A 21,164-nucleotide genomic window follows, 5' to 3' on the forward strand; every position below is an offset into this window, starting at 1 on the left:
CCGGAGGCTCCTCCTCTGCAGGGGAGTCCCCCACCGCTACACTGGCGCGATGAGCTCCGTGGCTCGGCCGGAACGCGCGTCCGTCCGTCTCTCCCCGCGAACGATCGCGCTGTACGCGGTGGGCTCGCTCGGCACCGGCGGCTACGCCACCCTTCCCGGGCTGGTCCTCACCTACTTCCTCACCGACAACCTCGGTGTCGCGGCCCTCGTCGCGGGCCTGATCGTGACGGCGGCGAAGGTGTGGGACGTCGTGATCGATCCGCTCATCGGCGCAGCCTCCGACCGCCAGTACGCACGGATCGGCTCGCGTCGCGGGTTCATGGTCGTGGGGGCGCTCACGCTTCCGCTCTTCTTCGCGCTGACCTTCGCGGTGCCTCCGTCCTGGGGGCCCACCGCGGGAGCGATCTGCGTGTTCCTGGCGTTCCTCGCCACCGCCACCTCGTTCAGCCTCTTCCAGGTGCCCTACGTGGCGCTGCCCGCCGAGCTCACCCGCGGCTACGACGAACGCACGCGCCTGCTGGGCTGGCGGGTCGTCGTGCTCACCGCCGCGATCCTGCTCTTCGGAGCAGGCGGTCCCGAGCTGCGCCGTGCCGGCGCGGACCCGGTCGCCGGGTACCTGCTGATGGGCGTCGTCGCGGGCGTCGCGATCGGGGTCGGGATGCTCATCGCCTCCCGCACCGCGGATGCCGCCCCGCTGCCCGGCGCGGATGCACCGCCCGAGGCGGCCGTCGCCGCCACCGGGTTCCGCGCCCCCTACGCGGCCGGCCTGCAGACGCTGCGGCGCAGTCAGCCCTTCCGCGCGCTGCTGGGCACGTTCCTCCTGCAGGCTCTCGCGACCGGGACGATGCTCGCCGCCGCCCAGTATGTCGCCACCTGGGTGCTGCGCAGCGAGGATGCGGTCACCCTCGTGTTCCTGTCGCTGGTCGGCCCGGCCCTGGTCGCGACCCCCGCATGGACCGCGGTCTCCCGGCGGATCGGCAAGGAGCGGGCGTTCGCCGTCGCGAGCATCCTGTTCACGGCGGCCTCGGCGACGCTCGTGATCGCCGCCTGGCTCCCCGGCGGGTGGATGTACGGCTCGATCGGGATCGCGGGCATCGCGTACGCGGGGCTCCAGTCCCTGCCGATGGCGATGCTGCCGGACGTGATCTCGCACGACGAGCAGCGCAGCGGCAGGGGCCGGGCCGGCACCTTCACCGGCGTGTGGACCGCGGGCGAGACCATCGGCTTCGCCCTCGGTGCGACGACGGTGTCCCTGATGCTCGCGGCCACCGGGTACATCTCGACCGTCGCCGGCACGACCGCGCAGCAGCCCGACGCCGCCGTCACCGGCATCGTGATCAGCTTCAGCGTCCTGCCGGCGGTGCTGATGCTCGCGAGCCTGCTGACGCTGCGTCGATACCGGCTGCGCCGCTCCGACATCGACGCGTGAGGCATCGACGCGTGACTCGCGGGTGCGGCCTAAGCTGGGATCCCGCCAGAAGGAGACGCCGATGACTTCCGCGACCGCACCCACCGGATCGATGAGCCCGGAGCTGGACGACGGAGAGCGGGCCCGCCTCGATGAGGCGATCGGCGAGCTGCAGGCGGGCAGCCGCACCTGGGCGGCGCTGACCCTCGCGCAGCGCGTCACCCTGCTGCGCGGCGTGCGTACCGGTGTGGCCGCCGCCGCCGAGGACTGGGCCAGGACCGCCGCCGCGTCGAAAGGGCTCGGCGGACGCCATCCGCTGCGCGGCGAGGAGTGGCTCAGCGGACCGTACAGCGTGCTGGGCGCCCTCGACGCCTGCATCGAGACGCTCTCACGGCTGGCTCACGGGACGAATCCGCTCGACGGCGTGCGCATCGACCGTGCGCCCGGCGGACGCACCCGCGTGCACGCGTTCCCCCTGACCGGGATCGACCGCATCCTGCTCTCGGGCTACACCGGCGAGGTGTGGCTGAAGCCCGGCACCACCCCGAGCCGCGCCAGGGCGACGGCCGGACTCGCGCAGCGCACGCCGTCGGAATCCGGGGGCGTCGGGCTCGTGCTCGGAGCGGGCAACATCACCTCCATCCCCGTGCTCGACGTGCTGTACGAGCTGCTCGCCCACAACCGCGTCGCCCTGCTGAAGGTCAACCCGACACAGGACGCCCTCGTGCCGGTGTACAAGCGCGCACTCGCCCCGCTGATCGGCCTCGGACTGCTGCGCATCGTGCGGGGCGGCCCGGCGGTCGGCGCCTACCTGACCGGGCATCCCGAGCTGGTGCACGTGCACATCACGGGTTCGGCGGCGACCTTCGACGCGATCGTCTGGGGGACGGGGGCGGATGCGGTCGAGCGCCGTCGCGCGAACACCCCCCGACTGCAGAAGCCCATCACGGCGGAGCTCGGTGGAGTCTCGCCGATCATCATCGTTCCGGGCGAGTGGACGGATGCCGACCTCGCCTATCAGGCGGAGCACGTCGCCACCATGCGCCTGCAGAACAGCGGCCACAACTGCATCGCCGGCCAGGTGGTGATCCTGTCGTCCGACTGGGCGCAGGCAGACGACTTCCGCACGGCACTCCGACGGGCGTACGCGAACGCCCCCGAGCGGCCGACCTGGTATCCGGGCGCGACGTCGCGGATGGACCTCGCGACCGACGCCTACCCCGACGCTCTCGTTCTCGGCGATCGGCTGCTGGTCGAGATCGCGGCGGGCGAGGATGCGGCGGCGCTGCAGCGCACCGAGTACTTCGCGCCCGTCCTCGGCGTCGTCTCCGTTCCCGGCACCGGGCAGGAGTTCCTCGACACCGCCGTCACCTACGCGAACGAGCAGCTGCAGGGCACGCTCGGCGCGAACCTCCTGATCGACCCGGCGACCGAGAAGAAGCTCGGCGCCGGGTTCGACCGCTCCGTGGCGGCGCTGCGCTACGGCTCGATCGCCGTCAACGGCTGGACGGCCTTCGGCTTCCTCACGCCGACCCTCACCTGGGGCGCGTTCCCCGGAAGCACGATCGACGATGTCGGCAGCGGGATCGGCGTCGTGCACAACGCACTGCTGCTCGACGACGTCGAGCGGTCGGTCGTCCGCGCTCCGTTCCGGCCGTTCCCGCGATCACTGCCCCTCGCCAACGGCGGCGGACGCTTCACGATCCTTCCGAAGCCGCCGTGGTTCGTGTCGTCCCGCACCGGCGCGGCGGTCAGCGAAGGACTGACCCGCTTCCGTGCCGACGGCGGCATCCTCGGACTCCTGAAGACGCTGACGGCGGCGCTGCGCGCCTGACGATCGGCATCAGCCGGCCGATGTCGACGTCAGCCGGCGAAGCGATCGGTCGCTGCCCGCAGCGCACGCTGGATGCCGGGCTCGGTCGCCGAGTGACCGGCATCGTCGACGACCACGAAGTCCGCCTCCGGCCACGCCGTGTGCAGATCCCAGGCGGTCATCATCGGCGTGCAGACGTCGTGACGCCCCTGCACGATGACGGCGGGGATGTGTCGGATGCCCTCGACGCCGGCGATCAGCTGCCCTTCCGTCCACCAGCCGCGATTCACGAAGAAGTGGTTCTCGATGCGGGCGAACGCCGTCGCGGAGCGAGGGTCCGACATCGCCTCGATCTGCGCCGCATTCGGACGCAGCGTCACCGTCGACGCCTCCCACCGCGACCACGCGACGGCGGCGGGCTCGTGCACGGCGGGGTCGGGATCGAACAGCCGCCGGTGATACGCCCGGATCAGGTGCGAGCGCTCCAGCACCGGGATGGGGGCGATGTACTCCTCCCACAGATCGGGGAACAGTGCCGCCGCGCCGCCCTCGTAGAACCACTCCAGCTCCTCGCGACGCAGCGTGAAGATGCCGCGCAGCACGAGTTCGCTGACGGCATCCGGATGCGCCTGCGCGTAGGCGAGGGCGAGGGCGCTCCCCCACGACCCGCCGAACACCTGCCACTGCTCGACCCCGAGATTCCTGCGCAGCAGCTCGATGTCGGCGATCAGGTGCGCGGTCGTGACGAAGCGCAGATCGGCGTCCGGCGCGCTCGCATGCGGGGTGCTGCGGCCGCAGCCGCGCTGGTCGAACAGCACGATCCGATACACGGCGGGGTCGAAGAACCGCCGCTGCCAGGGCGAGGTGCCGCTCCCGGGCCCGCCGTGCAGGAACACCACGGGCTTGCCCTCGGGGTTGCCGCTGACCTCCCAGTACAGACGATGCCCGTCGCCGACGAGCAACTCGCCGGTCTCGTGCGGCTCGATCGGCGGATACAGTGCGTCCAGGTCCATCGCCGTCGCCCTAGAGCTCTGCGCCGGACACGGTCAGCGGATCGGCGCACACGTCGAGTCCGTACTTGTAGCCGCTGGCGAACCACCCCTGCCTCTGCGCGCTGGTGCCGTGCGTGAAGCTCTCGGGGTTCACCGACCCTGACGACTGCTGCTGGATGTTGTCGTCACCGACGGTGTTCGCCGCATTCAGAGCATCGGTGATCTCGGCCTCGGTGGGAGTCTGCAGGTAGGGGACGCCGTTCTTGTCCTTCTCCTCGGTCATCCGTCCGATCCAGGCACCCGCGTAGCAGTCGGCCTGCAGTTCGATGCGCACGCCGTTGCTGTCCGGGCCCGTGCCGTTGTTCGGGTACCGGTCCATCACGCCGGTGATGTACTGGATGTGGTGGCCCCACTCGTGGCCCACGATGTACAGCTGCGCGAGATCCCCCGCGGATGCTCCGAACTGCTGCTGCATGAGGTCGAAGAACGTCGGGTCGACGTAGACCGTCTCTTCGGGCGGGCAGTAGAACGGCCCGACCGCGTTCGACGCGGTGCCGCAGGCGGTCGAGGTCGCGCCGTCGACGATGATGAGCTGCGGAGCCCGGTACTGATCGATGCGGTCCTCCCAGAACCCGTCGAGCGCGAGCTGCGCGCTCGCCACCCGGCAGTCGACGTCCTCGTTCGCGTCCTCACCGGTGAGGCAGTTCTCGATCACGCTGCCGCCCTCGGGCTCGGAGCCACCGCCGGTCGCGCCCGTGCCGCCGAGCAGACCGGTCAGATCGATGCCCAGAAGAGGCCCGGCGATGAGGGCGATGAGGCCGAGCAGGCCGACCCCGCCCGCCCCTGCCACGACGGCCCCGCGGCCCCGTCGGCGAGCGGTGTTGCCGGAGACGTCGGCGTCTGGGTTGAAGGTCATGCCACGAGGGTACTCCGCACGAAGCCCCGCCCGGACCGCCTCGCCCGGACGTAGGCTCGGGTCATGACGACCACGATCACACTGACCGGCGCCGGCGGACAGATCGGATACGCGCTGCTGTTCCGCATCGCCGCCGGCGACCTCCTCGGGCCGGAGGAGAAGGTGCGGCTGCGACTGCTGGAGATCCCTCAGGGGCTGGGTGCAGCCGAGGGGGCGGCGCTCGAGCTGCAGGACGGCGCCTTCGGCCTTCTGGAACACGTCGAGGTGACCGACGACCCCGCCGTGGGATTCGACGGCGCCGACCTGGCGCTGCTGGTCGGCGCCCGCCCTCGCGGCCCCGGCATGGAGCGCGGCGACCTCCTCGCCGCGAACGCCGGCATCTTCGGACCGCAGGGTGCCGCGATCGCCGCGCACGCCGCCGACGGCGTGCGCGTCACGGTCGTGGGCAACCCGGCCAACACGAACGCGCTCATCGCCGCGGCCTCGGCCGACGGCATCCCCGCCGAGCGCTTCAGCGCCCTGACCAGACTCGACGAGAACCGCGCGAGGGCGCAGCTGGCGCAGACCCTCGCCGTGCCCGTCGACACGGTGCGCCGAGTCCCGATCTGGGGCAACCACTCCGCGACGCAGTTCCCCGACGTGTCGTACGCGACCGTCGCCGGCCGGCCGGTGACGGAGGCGCTCGAGCGCATCGTCGGCGACGTCCCCTCCTGGCTCGAGGAGACCTTCATCCCCCGAGTCGCGAAGCGCGGGGCCGAGATCATCGCGGTGCGCGGATCGTCGTCGGTGGCGTCGGCCGCGAACGCGACGATCGAGCACGTGCGCGACTGGGTGCACGGCACCGACGACTGGACCTCGGCGGGCGTCGTGTCGCACGGCGAGTACGGCGTGCCCGAGGGCCTGATCTCGTCGTTCCCGGTGCGCGCGGTCGACGGAGAGTGGCGCATCGTCGAGGGCCTCGACGTCAGCGACTGGGCACGATCGCGCATCGACGCCTCCGTCGCCGAGCTGGCCGAGGAGCGCGAGGCGGTACGAGCCCTCGGGATGCTCTGAACGGTCGCCACGGACGGATCCGGCAGGGCAGAATGGATCCCGGAGGTGCGCGATGAGCGAGACGATCGATCCGATGAAGGCGACGGCATCCGTCGACGAGGCCCTGACGAGTCCGCTGCACCTGCCGCACGCGGCCGCGGAGTGTCCGAAGTGCTTCACCGAGCTGCAGCAGAACCGCGACTTCTGGGTCGCGCGCCCGGACGGGTCGCGCCTGGTCGGGCTCGTCGTCTCGCGAGAGGGCATGCCCTCGGTCGTCGAGCAGCGTGAGGACCTCACCCGGTTCGGGGTTCCCATCGAGGGATTCCGTCACCCGGCCCCCGACATCCTCGAGTCCTGGAGCGACCGGCTCTCGCGCCTGATCGCGACGCTCAAGCCCGGCGACGTCCTCGTCGTGGCGAACATCAACGCCCTCGGGCGCGACGCAGAAGAGGGTGCCCGCACCGCCAAGGAGCTGCGCGGCCACGGCATCATCGTCAAGGTGCTGAGCCACGACGCTCGCCACCTGGCCGACGCCGCCCGCTGAGCCGCGCGGCACATCACCCCGGGCACAGCCGCCGACCCGCAGCCCCGTAGACACAGAGAGAGCCGGCTGTCACCCCGTGAGGGGCGACAGCCGGCTCGAACTCTCACCGGGTGATGATCACCAGCGGTTCATGTTCCTGTTCTCGTTCGCCTGACCGTCCTGCGAGTCCTGCGAGACCTGACGTCCGATGTCGTTCAGGAGCGCCTTCATCTCGGTCAGGGCCGCGTTCCACTTGGCCTTGGCCTGGATGTACGCCTCGGAGGCCGAACCGGTCCAGTCCGCCTGGAGCGGCTTGAGCGCGTCCTCCATCTGGGAGAGCTTGTTGTCGATGTTGTTCGCGCCGCGAACGAGGTCGGCACCCGCCGTGTCGACGGCGCCGAACTGCATCTTGTATCCGTTACCACTCATGATCTTTTTCCCTCCGGTCTCAGCCGAGACGGCCCATGAACTTGTTCTGCGACTGCGCAGACGTGTCGTCGGTCTGCGTGTAGGCCGACTGCGAGTCGCGCAGGTTCTGCTCGAACTCGTCCAGAGCGTTCGTGATGCGGCGGGACTTCTCCTGCCACGCCTGGAAGGTCTGCGTGAACGCCGCGGCCCCCGCGCCCTGCCACGACGATCCGATGCTTGACAGCTGAGACTGAATCGAGTTCAGCTCGCCGATGATGTCCTGCTTCGAGCTGCTGACGATCCCGGCGCCCCGCTGCAGGGCCCCATCCGCTGCAGAAATCTCTCCGCTCACGGTCACCTCCTGGTCGTATGGGCGAAACCGCCCTGTGTGAGTCAGCCCCGGAGGGCCGTGCCGCCGATGTTTCGGTGACAAGTAACACCATACGGCGCTCGTGCGCGTATGCCCATGGGTAGCTCTGCCCACCCTGCATGCTGACTGCTCGCTACGGGTGCGACGACGGGGCGAAGGCGAGCTGCATGGTCTGCAGCCCGCGTTCGCGGGTGATCACCCTGGCGCGCCCCGGCACCGCCGGCGTCGCCTTCACGTTGCCGATCAGCGGCCCCTCGTCGGGGCTGCCCGAGAGCAGGATGCCGGGAGCCGCGAGGTCGCGGAGCGTCTGCATGACCGGCTCGAACGTCGCCCGTGACGCGCCACCCGAGCGGCGGGCGATGATCAGGTGCAGTCCGACGTCCGTCGCCTGCGCCAGAAGCGGCTGCAGCACGGCGATCGGATTGCCGGACTGCGTGTTGACCAGGTCGTAGTCGTCGACGAGGACGTAGACCTCTGCGCCCGTCCACCACGAGCGGTCCCGCAGCTGCTGAGGCGTGATGTCGGGCCCCGGCATCCGCCCTCGCAGGTACTCGGCGAGGCCGCCCAGCTCCTCCGACGCCTGCTGCGCGGTCGTGTAGTACCCGGCGAGGTACTCCTCGGGGATCTCCGACAGCAGCGCACGCCGGTAGTCGACGACGAAGATCTGCGCCGACTGAGGAGTCGTCGTGCGCATCACCTCGTGCGCGAACGTGCGCAGGAAGCTCGACTTGCCCGACTGGCTGTCGCCGAACAGATACAGGTGCGGGTTGCGCCGCACGTCGAACGCGGAGGGGGCGAGCGCCGCCTCGTCGACGCCCAGAAGCACCTGGTTCTGCAGCGGGGTGCCGGCAGCCAGCTGCTGCAGTGCCGAGAGCTCGAGCATCTCGGGCAGCAGACGCAGCTTGGGGCCGCGAGGACCCTTCCACGCCGCGTTCACACGCTCGATCAGGTGTTCGACGCCCTCGCTGAGCGTGTCGGGATCACCGGAGCCGTCGACGCGCGGCAGAGCGGTGAGCATGTGGTGCTTCGACGGCGCGAGTCCGCGACCGGGGCGGCTGAGCGGCACGTTGACGGCGACCTTGCGGTCGATCTCCGAATCGCTGGTGTCGCCGAGGCGCAGTTCGAGCTTCGACCCGAACGTGTCGCGGATCGCGGTGCGGAAGTCCATCCACCGAGAGGTCGTCGCCACGATGTGCACACCGAAGGTGAGCGCCCGCCCTGCGAGCGACTGGATCTCGAACTCCATCTCGTCGAACTCGGCGCGGATCGTGGGCCAGCCGTCGATGATGAGGAACACGTCGCCGTAGCCGTCATCGGCCCGCCCCTGCGCGCGCAGACGCCGATAGGTCTCGATCGAATCGATCGAGTTGGCCGTGAAATAGCGCTCGCGCGCGTTGACGATGCCGACGACCTCCTGGAACATGCGTCGGAGGACGTCGGGCTGGTTGCGGCCGGCGACACCGGCGACGTGCGCCATCTTGGCGAACGGCACGAACGTTCCGCCGCCGAAGTCCATGACGTAGAACTGCACCTCCTGCGGAGTGTGCGTCAGCGCGATGCCGGTGAGCACGCTGCGGGCGAGGGTGCTCTTGCCGCTGCGCGCGCCACCGACGATCGCGAGGTGGCCGCCCGCACCCGTGAGCGTCAGCGTCAGCCGATCGCGACGCTGCTCGAGCGGTCGGTCCACGGTGCCCAGCGGAATCGTGAGAGGGCCGGCCTGCCGCCACCGCGGCGAGATCAGTCCGAGCTGCGGGTCTTCGACCAGATCGCCGAGCATCTCGTCGAACGTCGCCGGCACGTCGAGCGGAGGCAGCCACACCTGGTGGGCGGGCATGCTGCGCCCCTTCATCTGCGCGACGGCGATGTCGAAGGTCACCCGCTGCTCGGGCGCCTCGCCCCGCACGACGTCGAGGGCGGGAGCCTGATCCTCGGAGTTCTCCTGCTCGAGCACGGGTGCCGCCGTGAACGACCTGGCCTCGATCGCCCGGACCTCCGCCCCGGAACCGTCGGCCTCGGCCGTCGCCCCCGGCTTGCGCCGGCGGGTCTTGGGCGGGGCCGACACGTACGCGGCACGGAACTGCGTGAGGGTCTCGGCATCCGACTTCAGGATGCCGTGGCCGCCACCGCCGGGGAGCGTGAACGCATCGGGGACGCCGATGACCGCGCGCGAGTCGGCACCGGAGAACGTCTTCAGACCGATCCGGTACGACAGGTGGGAGTCGAGTCCGCGCAGCTTGCCCTCTTCCAGCCGTTGGGTCGAGAGCAGGAGGTGCACCTGCAGAGATCGACCGAGTCGGCCGATCGCGACGAACAGCTCGGTGAAGTCGGGCTTCGCGGCGAGCAGCTCGGAGAACTCGTCGGCGACGATCAGCAGCGCGGGGAGCGGCTTGAGGTCGGTACGACCACCCTTGCGGGCGGCCTCGTAGTCGGTGACGTTGGCGAAGTTGCCGGCATCGCGCAGCAGCTCCTGCCGCCGGGTCATCTCCCCCTGGATGGCGTCCTGCATGCGGTCGACCAGCGTGAGGTCGTCACCGAGGTTGGTGATGACGGCCGAGACGTGCGGCATGTCCGCCATGCCCGCGAAGGTCGCGCCGCCTTTGAAGTCGATCAGCACGAAGTTCAGCGCCTCGGACGAGTGCGTCATCGCGAGCGACAGCACCAGCGTGCGCAGCACCTCGGACTTTCCCGAGCCGGTGGCGCCGATGAGCATGCCGTGCGGTCCCATACCCTGCTGGGCGGATTCCTTGATGTCGAGGATCATCGGCTGGCCGGTGCTCGTCAGCCCGATCGGGACTCGCAGGCGGTCGCGAGCGGAGCGGGGCTTCCACGCCACATCCGGGTCGAAGTCCCTCACATCGGGCAGGTTCAGCAGATCCGTGAGCTCGGCGCTGATCGTGCGAGCGCCACCCGCCTCCTCGTCCTGCGCGCTCTCGCCGAGACCGGTGAGGCGCCGCGCCACCGCTTCGGCCGAGCTGATCCCGAGGAAGTCGGGCGTCGCGGGGACCATGCCCATGCTGCGGCGGGCCACCGTGAGCTTCTCCCCGTCGGCGCCGTCGAGGATCAGGCGGACGGTGAGCGGGTCGGTGAGCTCCGCCCACTCGCGAGCGATGTCGATGACCGTGACGCCGTCGACGCCGCCCTCCTCGTCGAGGAGGTTGCCCGGGGGCAGTTCGACGCCGTCGAGGATGACGACGATGTGAGGCATCGCGCCGCCGCCGCGACCGCTGACCGGACCGCGCGAGCGGATGTCGGCGATCAGAGGCTCGACCTCGGCCCACGACGATCCGATGCGGCGGGCACCGCCGACGGCGTCCTTGCGACTGTCGGACTGCGCGTGCGGCAGCCACTTGGACCATTCCCAGTACGGCAGGTCCGCCGCCGAGGCGATGACGGCGACCTGCAGATCCTCGGGCGCGGTGAAGGTGGTGAGATGCGAGACCATGGCGCGAGCCAGCCCGCGGCCCCGCACTATGTCGCCGACGACCTCGATGCGCGCACACGTGCTGATGTTGAGCCCGAGGGGCAGGTCGGGCACCTGGTCGTGGGTGAGCACGAAGCGGTGCGCCGCCGATGCGCTCACCGGGTCGAGCTGGGCGAGCGGCGGGATGGGGGCCTCGTCGAGCGTCATGGCGAGGGGCTGCGTGGCCGTGCCGACACGGGTCACCAGGAACTGCGGGTCACCGGCGGGGCGTTCCCACACCCGGGATCCCTCCTCGGCGACGAAGGGCAGGGAGTCGGGTGCGGGCAGCATCCACTCCTCGTACCGGCGCTGCCGCGAGGCCACCTCGCGCACCGCGTCTCGCGTCTCGGAGAGGTAGGCGAGGTACTCGCGTCGCGTGTTCTCGACGTTGGTCGAGTGCTGCGACTTCTGCCGCCACATCTGCCCGCCCACCATCGACAGGGCCATGAAGAGGAACAGACCGCCCATGATGTACGTGCGGGTCGCGTCTCCGCCCTGGGTGAGAGAGAGCACCGCGACCGAGCCGAGGCTTCCCACCATCGGCAGCGCCATCATCAGGGTGTTCGATGCACCTTCGGGCTTGGGCAGCTCAGGTGCCTGCTGCAGCGTGAGCTGTCCGCCTGCCGGCGGTTTCGGCGCGCGGCGGTTGCTGGTGATGCTCACGACTGGCCCTCCTCGAGTCACCTACTATTGTGTCAGGATGCCGCGCGGAACCGGCATTGTGCGTCGGAACATCGAGAGGCGGGGATGTCAGCGAAGACGATACGCCTCACCGTAGCTGATGCGAACGGGCGCAATGACCTGGTCGTCCCCGCCGATTCGACGGTCGCCGAACTGCTCACCGTCGGCGGTGTCGACCTGCGACGCTACGTCGGCACGACCACCTCCGGGGCGGCGATCGACCTCGACAGCGAAGTGTCGGTGATCCCCGGCGACGGCGGCGTGATCTGGCTGTTCGACCGCACTGCGACGGCGTCGGCCGACGGCTCCGACACGTCCGCGAAGGATGCGGCGTCCGCGGGGCAGCCGCGCAGGAACACCCTGCTGCTCGCCCTGCTGCTCGCGATCACCATCGTGCTCGTGTCGTGCGCGGTGATCATGCCCACCACGACCGTCGTCTCGGTGGCGACGGTGCTGCTGCTCGTCGGCGCGCTGACGCTGCTGGCCCAGCCGGTACGAGACTCCACCGTCTACGTCGCCTTCGTCGCGCCCGTGCTCGGCGGCGCGGCCGGCGCGGTCGCCCTCTCGGTCTTCCACGACACCGGCGCGATGATGGCCGCAGGCTTCGTCACGGGGGCCACACTCGCCTGCGTGCGTCACGCGCAGGCGCTGATGCGCGGACGGCTGGCCGCCGCGACCACCGCGGTGATCGCGGTGATGTGGTCGGTGCTCGCGGTGCTGAACGCCGCCGCGTTCCTCGCCGGTGTGCCCGCCGTGGCGATCACGGCCGTGCAGGTCGCCTGCGCCGTGCCGGTCTTCCATTTCATCCGCGCCGCCGCGCTCGACGTCGACGCGAGCGAGCTCATCGACACGCCCTATGTCATCCGCGACGCGCAGGGTCTTCGACAGACGCCTCCACGGGAGCCCTCCCCCGTCGGCGCCGACACCGCACGTCGGCAGTTCCAACTCGCTCGCCGCAGGTCCGAGGCCGGGATCGTCATCGCCTGCGCACTCGCTCTGCTGTCGACGATCTACACCGTGGTGGTCACGGCCGCGTCGATAGACACCTCCGGGCCCTCGGTCGAGACGTGGTGCGTCCTCGGCGGAGCGCTGGGCGTCGGATGCTACTTCCTGCTCACCGCACGGATGCTGCGCGACGGGGTCGCCCGGGCGGCCGCGCTCGTCACGGGAACCGTCGTCGCCGTGGCCTCTGCGGCGGCCCTGGTGATCGCACTGCAGCTGAGCGCCCTGCTCGTCGCCGTCGTCGTGATCATCGCCGGCGCCATCGTCGCCTCGCTGACCGTGCCGCTGGCTCGGGATTGGCGTTCCCTCGGCTGGTCCCGCACCGGTGACATCGTCGAGGGCCTGTTCCTCGCCCTGGCCCCCGCGGCGCTGCTGTACGGTTCCGGCATCGCTGGGCAGATCCTGGAGGTCTTCTCATGACCATCGCCCCTCCCGCCGCGCGGCTGCGGCCACCGGCGTCGCCCGTCCGCACGGCTGCGCCGGGTGTGCGCGCCACCGCGGGTCAGCGCGCCGGCGCCTATCTGATCGACATCGGAATCATCGCGGTCATCGCGACGCTCGTCTGGGTGCTCACCGGATCGCTCGTGCTCGTCGCCGTGACCGTGGTCGAGCTCTGGGCCATCGGCTGGGTGTGGGAGGGCCACACCGGGGCGACGCCCGGAAACCTGATCTGCGGCCTGCGCACCGTGCAGCGCGACAAGGATGCCAGCGTCGGTGCGCGCGGCCTGTTCCTGCGCAACCTGGTGATGGGCCTCGCGCACGTGATCCCCGTCCTGCTGCCCGTGGGCCTCGCAGCTGCAGGGGTTCTCGACGGCCTGGGGCGCGCCCGCGTCATCGATGTGCGCAAGACCCGCAGCGCCGCGACGCACGGCATGTTCCTCGCGCCGGATCTCGAGGCCAGGGTCACCGGGCCCGATGCCGCAGCAGGGGTCATCACGGCCGCGCCGGGGGTCATCAGCCAGACGCCGTTGTCGCCGTCGCAGCCCGTCGTCGCGGCACCGGTCGCCGACCCCGTCGATGCCGGCAGCGTGGCCGTGTTCGAGCTCTCGGACGGCACCGTGATCGAGGCGACCGGCCTCGGCTACATCGGTCGCGCGCCGCGTGCCCCGGAGACCATTCCCGACGCGATCCTCGTACGCGTGCCCGACGGCACCCGCTCGCTGTCGCGCACCCACGCCGCCTTCGGCGTGGAGGACGGGAAGCTGTGGGTGCAGGACCTGGGCTCGGCGAACGGTGCGGCGGTGCGGCACCTCGGCGGCAGCGAGACCGAGCTGAGCGCGCACAACCCGTACTTCCTCGTGCCGGGCGACGTGCTGGTGCTCGGCGGCGACGCGGAGCTCGCGTATCGCCGAGTGGCCGGACGCGGCGCCCGACCGTCCGCACTCCCCTCGACACCCGCGACACCCGTGACCGAGGGGCCGGCCACGCCGAGTGAGCCTGCGGTGCCGACACCCGCGGTCGTGGCGCCCGCTGTCGTGACGCCGGCTGTCGTGACGCCGGCTGTCGAATCGACGCCCCTGGGATCTCCTTCCCCCGCCGTCGTGGATGCGGTGCCGGCCGCGGAATCGGCACCGCCCGTGACCCAGGCGCCTGCAGAGAGGCCCACGACGCGATCGGCCGCGCGCCTGACGCAGGCAGGCGCTCCGGCCTCCCAGGCGCCCGCGACTCCGGCCGCCGCCGCCGCTGTTCCGCCTGCGCCGACCGATGCGCAGCCGACCGCATCCCCCGTGCCCTCCGAGGCTCCGCAGGCGGTCGTCGCCCTGCAGTTCACCGACGGCACGACCGTGCCGATCACCGGGCTGGGGTACATCGGTCGCGCCCCGCGTGTGCCCGAAGGGGAGCATGCCGAGGCCGTGCTCGTCGCAGTGCCCGACGGAGACCGCTCGGTGTCGCGCACCCACGGTCGCTTCGGGGTGGTCGACGGTCAGCCCTGGTTCGAGGACCTCGGCTCGGGCAACGGCTCGTCGCTGCGCACGGCCGACGGCCGGTCGGGGCCGATGACTCCGCACCAGCGATTCGGGCTGACATCGGGCATGACCCTGCAGGTCGGCGACTGCCTGATCCAGATCGTCGCCGTCTGACGACGACGGCATACGCTTCCGTTCGGACAGCTCGCGCACGCGTGGACGGGTCCGCTCACGCGCTGACGGGTCCGCTCACGCGCTGATACGAGAAAAGCCGCTCGCCCCAAAGGGTGAGCGGCTTTCTCTGTAGGACGTGAGGCCCCGGTCGAGAGTTCTTCGTTACCAGCCGAGCTCTTCGCGTCCGTCGGACGCCGAGCGGCCGGCAGCGCCAGCGGCGCCGAGATCGGGAGCGATCTGGTCGTCATCCGGTTCGACCTCGAAGGCGAGGAGGTCCTGTCCGCGGCGGCGGTTGCGCTTGTCGCTGCCGCCCCCGGCTCCGCCGCCGGCGGCCGCTCCGCCGACCATGCCACCGCGTCCGCCGTTCGCAGCACCCGACTGGGCGACGACGCCGCTCGCGCCTGCACCCGTCCCGGTACCGCCGACGCCACCCACTCCGCCGACTCCGCCGACTCCACCGACGCCGCCGATGAGCCCGCCGCCAGCGCCGAGACGTCCGGCGAGGCCCGCGGCCGCGCCGCCGACGACGCCACCGCCGACGAGGCCTCCTGCGCCGCCGACCGACCCGGAGGTTCCGCCGCCACCGCCACCGCCTCCGACCGTGCCGCCGACCCCACCGGTGAGGCCCGATCCGCCGCCGCCGCCGGTCACGCCGTCGGTGCCGCCGTCGACCCGCGGGGTGTCATCTCCCCCCGTGCCGTCAGGGTCCGGCCACGTCCGGTCGGGAGGCAGCGGGGGATACACCGGGGGCTCGACCGGCGGGTACACGCGCGGCGGCTCGATGACGCGAGGAGGATCGATCTTCGAGTCGTCGTCCCCGTCTCCGTCTCCGTCTCCGTCTCCGTCTCCGTCTCCGTCGTTCCCTCCGTTGTCGTCGATGCCGGGGCCGACGATGCCGGGGCCCTCGTAGTCTCCGCCGCCGCCCGAGCCCCCACCCGAACCGCCACCGGGGTAGCCCACCGGGGTGTTGCCGCCGGGGCCGTCGTGATCCATGGGATCGTCCGCCGGCGGCGTCTCGTCGTACTCGCTCGTCGGCATGCCGTCGATGATCTCCTGCAGGCGCGCATCGAGAGCATCGTTCATCTTGCGCGCCTGCTCCTCCTGCGCGGCAGCGGCCTGATCGAGGTAGTACTGCTGGGCCTGAGCGGGGGTCATCGTGACTCCGGGCCGCACCTGCACAGGGCTGTCGGTCTGCGTCGCCATGTCGATGGTGCTCTGCTGCGCCGGCGACAGACCCGCGTCGGGGATTCCGTCGATACCGCCTGCCGTGGTGTCGAGGGCGTCGTTCGCCTTGTCGATCGCCACGTTCAGCGCCTTCTGGTACTCGACGAAGTCGGCGAGACTCGCGTGGATCTGCGTGAGCTTGTGTTCGATCCGTTCGCCGAGGTCTCCCTCGAAACCTGTCGTGCGCGCCGCCTTCCGGACTCCCGCCGATACGGCACCGGCGGTCTGCGTCGCGACGGAGCGCTGCACGGTCTGCGCGATTCGAGCCGCGCTGCCGATGAAGCTGGACCTGTTCGCCTGCAGACGCCCCAGGCGTTCCATGTGCTGTCCCATGACTTCTCCTCTCAGACCGCGATCGTCTTGCTCAGGCCCGAAGGACCTTCGGCGCGGTGGAGCAGCGTCCGGAAGTTCTGCTTCGACGTCTCGTCGAGCTCGGTGGTCTCCTCGATCGCCTTCAGCAGGTTCTTCGCCGCCTCATCGAGATCGAGTCGGATCGCTTCGTACCACTTGATCGCCGCATCGTACTTCGACCTCAGCGCGGCAGCGAGTGCGATCGACTTGCCGTCGTCGGTCCACAGCGTGGCATTCTGGCTTTCGCCCAGTTTCTGCAGCAGCTCGCGCGACTCCTCGAGGGTCGCGATCGCCTTCTCGACGAGCTTCGCCTGTGCTTCGGCGGTCTGCGGGTCCATCTTGAATGGAACTGTTTTCACGGACATTGTTGGCGCCCCCTCCGACTATCCTGCGCACGATGATATTAGCCCGACAACGACGCCGGAGCCATGGGGAGATGTCCCCATGGCTCCGGCGCACGGCACGGATCCCGCCCTGCCGGGCGCCCGTTCAGAAGGCGCCTTCGCCGTTCGGGTCGCAGAAGAGGACCGCGTCGGTGATCGCCTTCTCCGCCGAGGCGCGCTCGGCCTCGAGCGGTTCTCCTCCGCTGATCACTGCGGACAGCGTCTCGTCCGACATATCCGATGCGTAGAGCTGCTCTCCCATGCACGGGTAGAAGTCCGGCATGTCGTCGTAGTTCGTCATTCCCTCTCCCTGGAACGTCTTCTGCACCTCTACGGCGATCTCCTCTGCCGAAGGCCGTTCTTCGCCGACGGGCGGTGACGAGGGGGAGGGCTCCGACGACGGCTGCGCGCTGATGCTCGGTGTGGGAGGAGCGACGGTGGGTGTCATCGGACCCGTCGGTCCGACGAGGGCGGCCGCGACGATCACCAGAGTCACGATCGTGCCGATCACACCGCCGATCACCGACAGGACCATGCCCACGATCGACGGCCACTTCGCCGTGTTCTTCTTGAACACCCCGACCAGCGACACCACGAACGCCGCGATCAGCACGACCACGCCGACGACGAACGTCACCGGAATGCACGCGAGGACCGTTCCCAGCACAGCCAGCCCGAGACCGACGAAACCCAGCACCGGCGCGACCCGGTCAGGCGACGAGGGCGGCCCCGTCGTGGCCGCCGCGTAGCCGTTCGCGCTCGGCGCGGACGGCCCGGTCGGCGGCTGAGCAGCAGCAGAGCCGCCGCTCCCATCTCTGACGCCCGGAGCCGTCGTCGTACCATCCAGCCGGCATACTCATCAGCGCACCCTCCTCGTCATCACGGCGACCGCCGTGCGAGCAACCATCTTATGTCGCCGAGATCGACGGGCCTTAGTCCTGTTCTTCATCTCGACGAGACGATCACGCGCCGCTTCCGGTTCCGCGATAGTCGACGTCTTGACATACTCCTCGTCAGGACTGGCACGAGAGAGTCGCCTGTTTGATCGCCTCTCCCGCTATCTCACGCTCCGTTTCGAGCGGATCTTCGCCCTGCACGATGAGCCGGAGGCTCTCATCTGAGACCTCCGAGTCGTACATGAATCTCCCCATACAAGGGTAGAAGTCTGGATCCCCCTCGTATCCGACGATGCCGCCTTCCTTCGCGAGAATCTCGAACTGGGCTGCGATCTCTTCAGGCGTCGGGCGCGCGTCGACGGCGTCGGAGGTCGGAGGGGATGTCGGCTGCGCGGTGGACGTGGCAGGAGGCTCGCTCGTCGGAGCGGCAGGGGGGACCGGCCCGACGAGAGTCGCCGCGACGATCACCAGCGTCACGATCGTGCCGATCACACCGCCGATCACCGACAGGACCATGCCCACGATCGACGGCCACTTCGCCGTGTTCTTCTTGAACACCCCGACCAGCGACACCACGAACGCCGCGATCAGCACSACCACGCCGACGACGAACGTCACCCACTTCGCCGTGTTCTTCTTGAACACCCCGACCAGCGACACCACGAACGCCGCGATCAGCACSACCACGCCGACGACGAACGTCACCGGAATGCACGCGAGGACCGTTCCCAGCACAGCCAGCCCGAGACCGACGAAACCCAGCACCGGCGCGACCCGCGCAGGCGACGAGGGCGGCCCCGTCGTGGCCGCCGCGTAGCCGTTCGCGCTCGGCGCGGACGGCCCGGTCGGCGGCTGAGCAGCAGCAGAGCCGCCGCTCNCAGGCGACGAGGGCGGCCCCGTCGTGGCCGCCGCGTAGCCGTTCGCGCTCGGCGCGGACGGCCCGGTCGGCGGCTGAGCAGCAGCAGAGCCGCCGCTCTGCTCGGGAGCGACATGCTCGCTCCACTTCTCGCCGTCCCACCATCTCTGACGCCCGGAGCCGTCGTCGTACCATCCAGCCGGCATACTCATCAGCGCACCCTCCTCGTCATCACGGCGACCGCCGTGCGAGCAACCATCTNCATCTCTGACGCCCGGAGCCGTCGTCGTACCATCCAGCCGGCATACTCATCAGCGCACCCTCCTCGTCATCACGGCGACCGCCGTGCGAGCAACCATCTCATGTCGCCGACCGCGATAGTCCTCCTGGAGAACTGGCGTGATCACGCGGCAGTTCCTCGCGCGACGGCCCGCGCCCTCACGATCAGGGATCGCACGCCAGAGCTCCCTGAGTGGTCACATCGATCGCGAGATCGCGCTCAGCACCGAGGATGTCCTCTCCCGCAGCCACCGCCCTCAACGACTCGTCCGACAGCTCGGAATCGTAGAAGTACTGCCCCATGCACGGGAAGAAGCCGGGCTGATCCTCGTAGCCCGTGGTACCCCCCTCGATGGCGAGTGCCTCGACGCCCGCTGCGATCTCCTCCGGCGAGGGACGCTCGCCGGTCGGTGCGGGGGATGCTGAGGGCGAGGGCTGTTCCGTGGCGGTCGACGAGGGCGTGTCCGGGGAAGTCACGGGAATGGTCGGCCCGACGAGGGCGGCCGCGACGATCGTGTTCTTCTTGAACACCCCGACCAGCGACACCACGAACGCCGCGATCAGCACCACCACGCCGACGACGAACGTCACCGGAATGCACGCGAGGACCGTGCCCAGCACAGCCAGACCGAGACCGACGAAACCCAGCACCGGCGCGACCCGCGATCCGGGCGCAGACCCGGAAGGAGCAGCCGCGCTCCCGTCAGGTGCGAGATGCTCGGTCCACCGCGCACCGTCCCACCACCTCTGACGCCCGGAACCGTCGTCGTACCATCCAGCCGGCATACTCATGTACGTCTCCCCCTGTTCACCGCACGTCGAAGTCTCGACGCGATGATCAGGATCCCACGCCCACCAGCGCGTCCTGCGCGATGAACGCGTCGAGCAGCTCGAGGTCGTCGGCTGTGACGATGCGCGCGCCCACCGCATGCTCGACGAGACGCGAACGCGCCGAATCCGGCAGTCGCCCCTCCGCGTCGCGCTGCAGGCCTCGGATGCCACGTCGGGAGAACTTGTCGCACAGACTGCTCACACGACGTTCGAGCTTCTCGAACGACCAGCGCAGCCGATGCGCCACCTGGTCGAGATCGGGCAGCTCTGCCGCGCCTGGGACGTTCAGCCGCAGCATCGGCTCGGCGAGAGCCGTCAGCAGGATGCGCTGCATCGGCGAGAGCAGATCAGCGACGCCCGCACCGCCCGACGGCTGAGACCACAGCGTCGAGACCTCGTAGAACGGCGACTCGGCGGTCAACGAGAACTCGTAGGTCGTGGATCCGGCGGTGAACATCACGACCGTGGTCGCGAACACCAGCGGCATCGACGCTCCCGGCGCCAGCCACGACTGCGCCATCCCGTCGGCCGACGCCACGGATGCCGTGAGCCCCGACCCGACGTTCGTCAGTCGCCAGATGCCCTCGCGCTGCTCGATCTCGAGAAAGCGCCGATGCACGTACTGGTTCTCATCGAACGACAGGTCGGCACTGCGGCCCAGGACGAAGGTGCTCCCCGCGGGGATCTCCTCGCGTCGATCGCCGAACTGCAGCACCAGTGCACCGCCCACCGCGGCGCCCCCCGACCCTCCCGCGTCCACCACGGTCATGCTGCCGTGTGACGGGGCCACGCCCCACCGGGGAACGCGCTGACGGCGCCGAGCTCGGCCGTCACCTGGGTCATGAAGTCGGCAGCAGCCTGGTTGGCCGTCAGGATGATGTTCACGAGGCCGATGACATCGGCGATGAACGCCAGCACTTCGACGATGATCGTCGCGACACCGCCCGGCGCCCCGAACACCGAGACGATCTCGGCGATGCCGAGGGCGACGCCGATCGCCGTGGTGATGGCCGCGATCGAGAAGGCGACCCAGAAGTCGACGATCGCGTCGGCGAACGTGTTCAGCTGCTCGTCGATCATCGTGCACTTGGCGTAGATGCTGTCGGACGCCGGGTTCTGCAGTTCCACCCGTGCCGCATAGGCATTGTGCGCCGCACCCTCCCAGTGCCCCGTGCTCGGGAGCGCCGAGAGGACGACCGTCGAGGTCGCGACGGTGGCCGGGGTGCCCACGTTCTGCACCCAGCTCACACCGGTCTGACGCAGCGTGGTGGGGCTGCCGACATAGGCGAAGATCTCGGTGGTCCGCTGGATCGCCTCGTTGACCTTCTCGAACATCCGCTGGATCAGCTGGTTGATCCGGTCGATCAGATCGCCGATGAACGGAATGTGGCTTGCGAGCTCGAGGACGCCGTTGATGATGCCGATGACCGAGTCCGCGCCGTCGACGAACTCCTGGAACTTCGAGCGCGAGCGTTCGACGTCGCCGGCGTTGTCGCGACCGCCGTGGCTTCCGGACGAGCCGTGGCTTCCGGAGGGGCCGTGGCTTCCGGACGGACCGGGCGACGAGTTGCCGCTGGGAGCGTCAGGGCGTGGGCGGGGCGGGGACGGAGGAGAGGGGAACCTAGCCATGATGTCGTCTTCTTCCAGTCGTGAGGTCG

18 protein-coding genes and 1 pseudogene are annotated in these 21,164 nt (G+C 70.1%); 6 read left to right on the forward strand and 13 right to left on the reverse strand.

Going from position 1 to position 21,164, the window contains the following annotated elements; genetic code table 11:
- The first annotated feature begins 49 nt into the window (after nucleotides 1-49).
- On the forward strand, nucleotides 50-1,429 hold the full coding sequence (locus ASD43_RS02770; RefSeq protein ID WP_056413257.1) for an MFS transporter: 1,380 nt from the start codon (nucleotides 50-52) through the stop codon (nucleotides 1,427-1,429).
- A gap of 61 nt (nucleotides 1,430-1,490) precedes the next feature.
- Nucleotides 1,491-3,242, forward strand: coding sequence for an aldehyde dehydrogenase family protein (locus tag ASD43_RS02775; protein WP_157550735.1), 1,752 nt, complete (start codon nucleotides 1,491-1,493; stop codon nucleotides 3,240-3,242).
- A 29-nt stretch (nucleotides 3,243-3,271) separates the two neighbouring features.
- Here ASD43_RS02775 and pip read toward each other — a convergent pair whose 3' ends face one another.
- Entirely contained in the window at nucleotides 3,272-4,234 is a 963-nt protein-coding gene (pip, locus tag ASD43_RS02780; protein ID WP_200946556.1) for a prolyl aminopeptidase, read from the reverse strand.
- 10 nt (nucleotides 4,235-4,244) lie between these two features.
- On the reverse strand, nucleotides 4,245-5,129 hold the full coding sequence (gene ypfJ / locus ASD43_RS02785; RefSeq protein ID WP_056413261.1) for a KPN_02809 family neutral zinc metallopeptidase: 885 nt from the start codon (nucleotides 5,127-5,129) through the stop codon (nucleotides 4,245-4,247).
- A 63-nt stretch (nucleotides 5,130-5,192) separates the two neighbouring features.
- On the opposite strand from ypfJ, the gene ASD43_RS02790 reads away from it, so the two are divergent.
- Together ASD43_RS02790 and ASD43_RS02795 are read left to right on the forward strand one after the other, a co-directional pair.
- Nucleotides 5,193-6,182: a malate dehydrogenase gene (locus ASD43_RS02790; protein WP_056413264.1), complete on the forward strand. Its 990-nt coding sequence runs from the start codon at nucleotides 5,193-5,195 to the stop codon at nucleotides 6,180-6,182.
- A 52-nt stretch (nucleotides 6,183-6,234) separates the two neighbouring features.
- Nucleotides 6,235-6,705 carry a recombinase family protein gene (locus ASD43_RS02795; protein ID WP_056413266.1) on the forward strand — a complete coding sequence of 157 codons (471 nt, stop codon included), beginning with the start codon at nucleotides 6,235-6,237 and terminating at the stop codon, nucleotides 6,703-6,705.
- Nucleotides 6,706-6,822: 117 nt separating this feature from the next.
- Here ASD43_RS02795 and ASD43_RS02800 read toward each other — a convergent pair whose 3' ends face one another.
- From ASD43_RS02800 to eccCa, 3 genes are all read right to left on the reverse strand, one after another.
- Nucleotides 6,823-7,113 (reverse strand): WXG100 family type VII secretion target, encoded by a 291-nt coding sequence (locus ASD43_RS02800; protein ID WP_045254914.1) that lies wholly within the window; start codon nucleotides 7,111-7,113, stop codon nucleotides 6,823-6,825.
- Nucleotides 7,114-7,132: 19 nt separating this feature from the next.
- Entirely contained in the window at nucleotides 7,133-7,444 is a 312-nt protein-coding gene (locus ASD43_RS02805) for a WXG100 family type VII secretion target (protein ID WP_045254915.1), read from the reverse strand.
- Nucleotides 7,445-7,595: 151 nt separating this feature from the next.
- Complete coding sequence (gene eccCa / locus ASD43_RS02810; protein ID WP_056413269.1) at nucleotides 7,596-11,585, reverse strand: type VII secretion protein EccCa; 3,990 nt, start codon at nucleotides 11,583-11,585, stop codon at nucleotides 7,596-7,598.
- A gap of 84 nt (nucleotides 11,586-11,669) precedes the next feature.
- Between eccCa and ASD43_RS02815 the strand changes: the two genes are divergently transcribed.
- Nucleotides 11,670-13,025 carry a hypothetical protein gene (locus tag ASD43_RS02815; RefSeq protein ID WP_056413272.1) on the forward strand — a complete coding sequence of 452 codons (1,356 nt, stop codon included), beginning with the start codon at nucleotides 11,670-11,672 and terminating at the stop codon, nucleotides 13,023-13,025.
- Nucleotides 13,022-14,686, forward strand: coding sequence for an FHA domain-containing protein (locus ASD43_RS02820; protein WP_056413275.1), 1,665 nt, complete (start codon nucleotides 13,022-13,024; stop codon nucleotides 14,684-14,686). The genes ASD43_RS02815 and ASD43_RS02820 overlap by 4 nt, the downstream gene beginning before the upstream one ends.
- 162 nt (nucleotides 14,687-14,848) lie before the next feature.
- On the opposite strand, the gene ASD43_RS17580 is transcribed toward ASD43_RS02820, so the two are convergent.
- From ASD43_RS17580 to ASD43_RS02855, 8 genes and pseudogenes are all read right to left on the reverse strand, one after another.
- Nucleotides 14,849-16,243, reverse strand: coding sequence for a hypothetical protein (locus ASD43_RS17580; protein WP_056413278.1), 1,395 nt, complete (start codon nucleotides 16,241-16,243; stop codon nucleotides 14,849-14,851).
- Nucleotides 16,244-16,254: 11 nt separating this feature from the next.
- Complete coding sequence (locus ASD43_RS02830) at nucleotides 16,255-16,620, reverse strand: hypothetical protein (RefSeq protein ID WP_157550738.1); 366 nt, start codon at nucleotides 16,618-16,620, stop codon at nucleotides 16,255-16,257.
- Between the two features lie 130 nt (nucleotides 16,621-16,750).
- Entirely contained in the window at nucleotides 16,751-17,341 is a 591-nt protein-coding gene (locus ASD43_RS02835) for a hypothetical protein (RefSeq protein ID WP_056413284.1), read from the reverse strand.
- A 13-nt stretch (nucleotides 17,342-17,354) separates the two neighbouring features.
- Nucleotides 17,355-17,504, reverse strand: a complete 150-nt coding sequence (locus ASD43_RS17130; protein ID WP_157550741.1) for a hypothetical protein — start codon at nucleotides 17,502-17,504, stop codon at nucleotides 17,355-17,357.
- Nucleotides 17,505-18,418: 914 nt separating this feature from the next.
- A pseudogene (locus tag ASD43_RS17670) lies at nucleotides 18,419-18,608 on the reverse strand (DUF2510 domain-containing protein); the annotation flags it as partial.
- A 232-nt stretch (nucleotides 18,609-18,840) separates the two neighbouring features.
- Nucleotides 18,841-19,467, reverse strand: a complete 627-nt coding sequence (locus ASD43_RS02845) for a DUF2510 domain-containing protein (protein WP_082539217.1) — start codon at nucleotides 19,465-19,467, stop codon at nucleotides 18,841-18,843.
- Between the two features lie 46 nt (nucleotides 19,468-19,513).
- Complete coding sequence (locus tag ASD43_RS02850) at nucleotides 19,514-20,275, reverse strand: hypothetical protein (RefSeq protein WP_149423968.1); 762 nt, start codon at nucleotides 20,273-20,275, stop codon at nucleotides 19,514-19,516.
- Nucleotides 20,272-21,135: a hypothetical protein gene (locus ASD43_RS02855; protein WP_056413297.1), complete on the reverse strand. Its 864-nt coding sequence runs from the start codon at nucleotides 21,133-21,135 to the stop codon at nucleotides 20,272-20,274. The genes ASD43_RS02850 and ASD43_RS02855 overlap by 4 nt, the downstream gene beginning before the upstream one ends.
- Between the last annotated feature and the right edge of the window lie 29 nt (nucleotides 21,136-21,164).

The organism is Microbacterium sp. Root553, assembly GCF_001426995.1.
GTDB lineage: Bacteria > Actinomycetota > Actinomycetes > Actinomycetales > Microbacteriaceae > Microbacterium.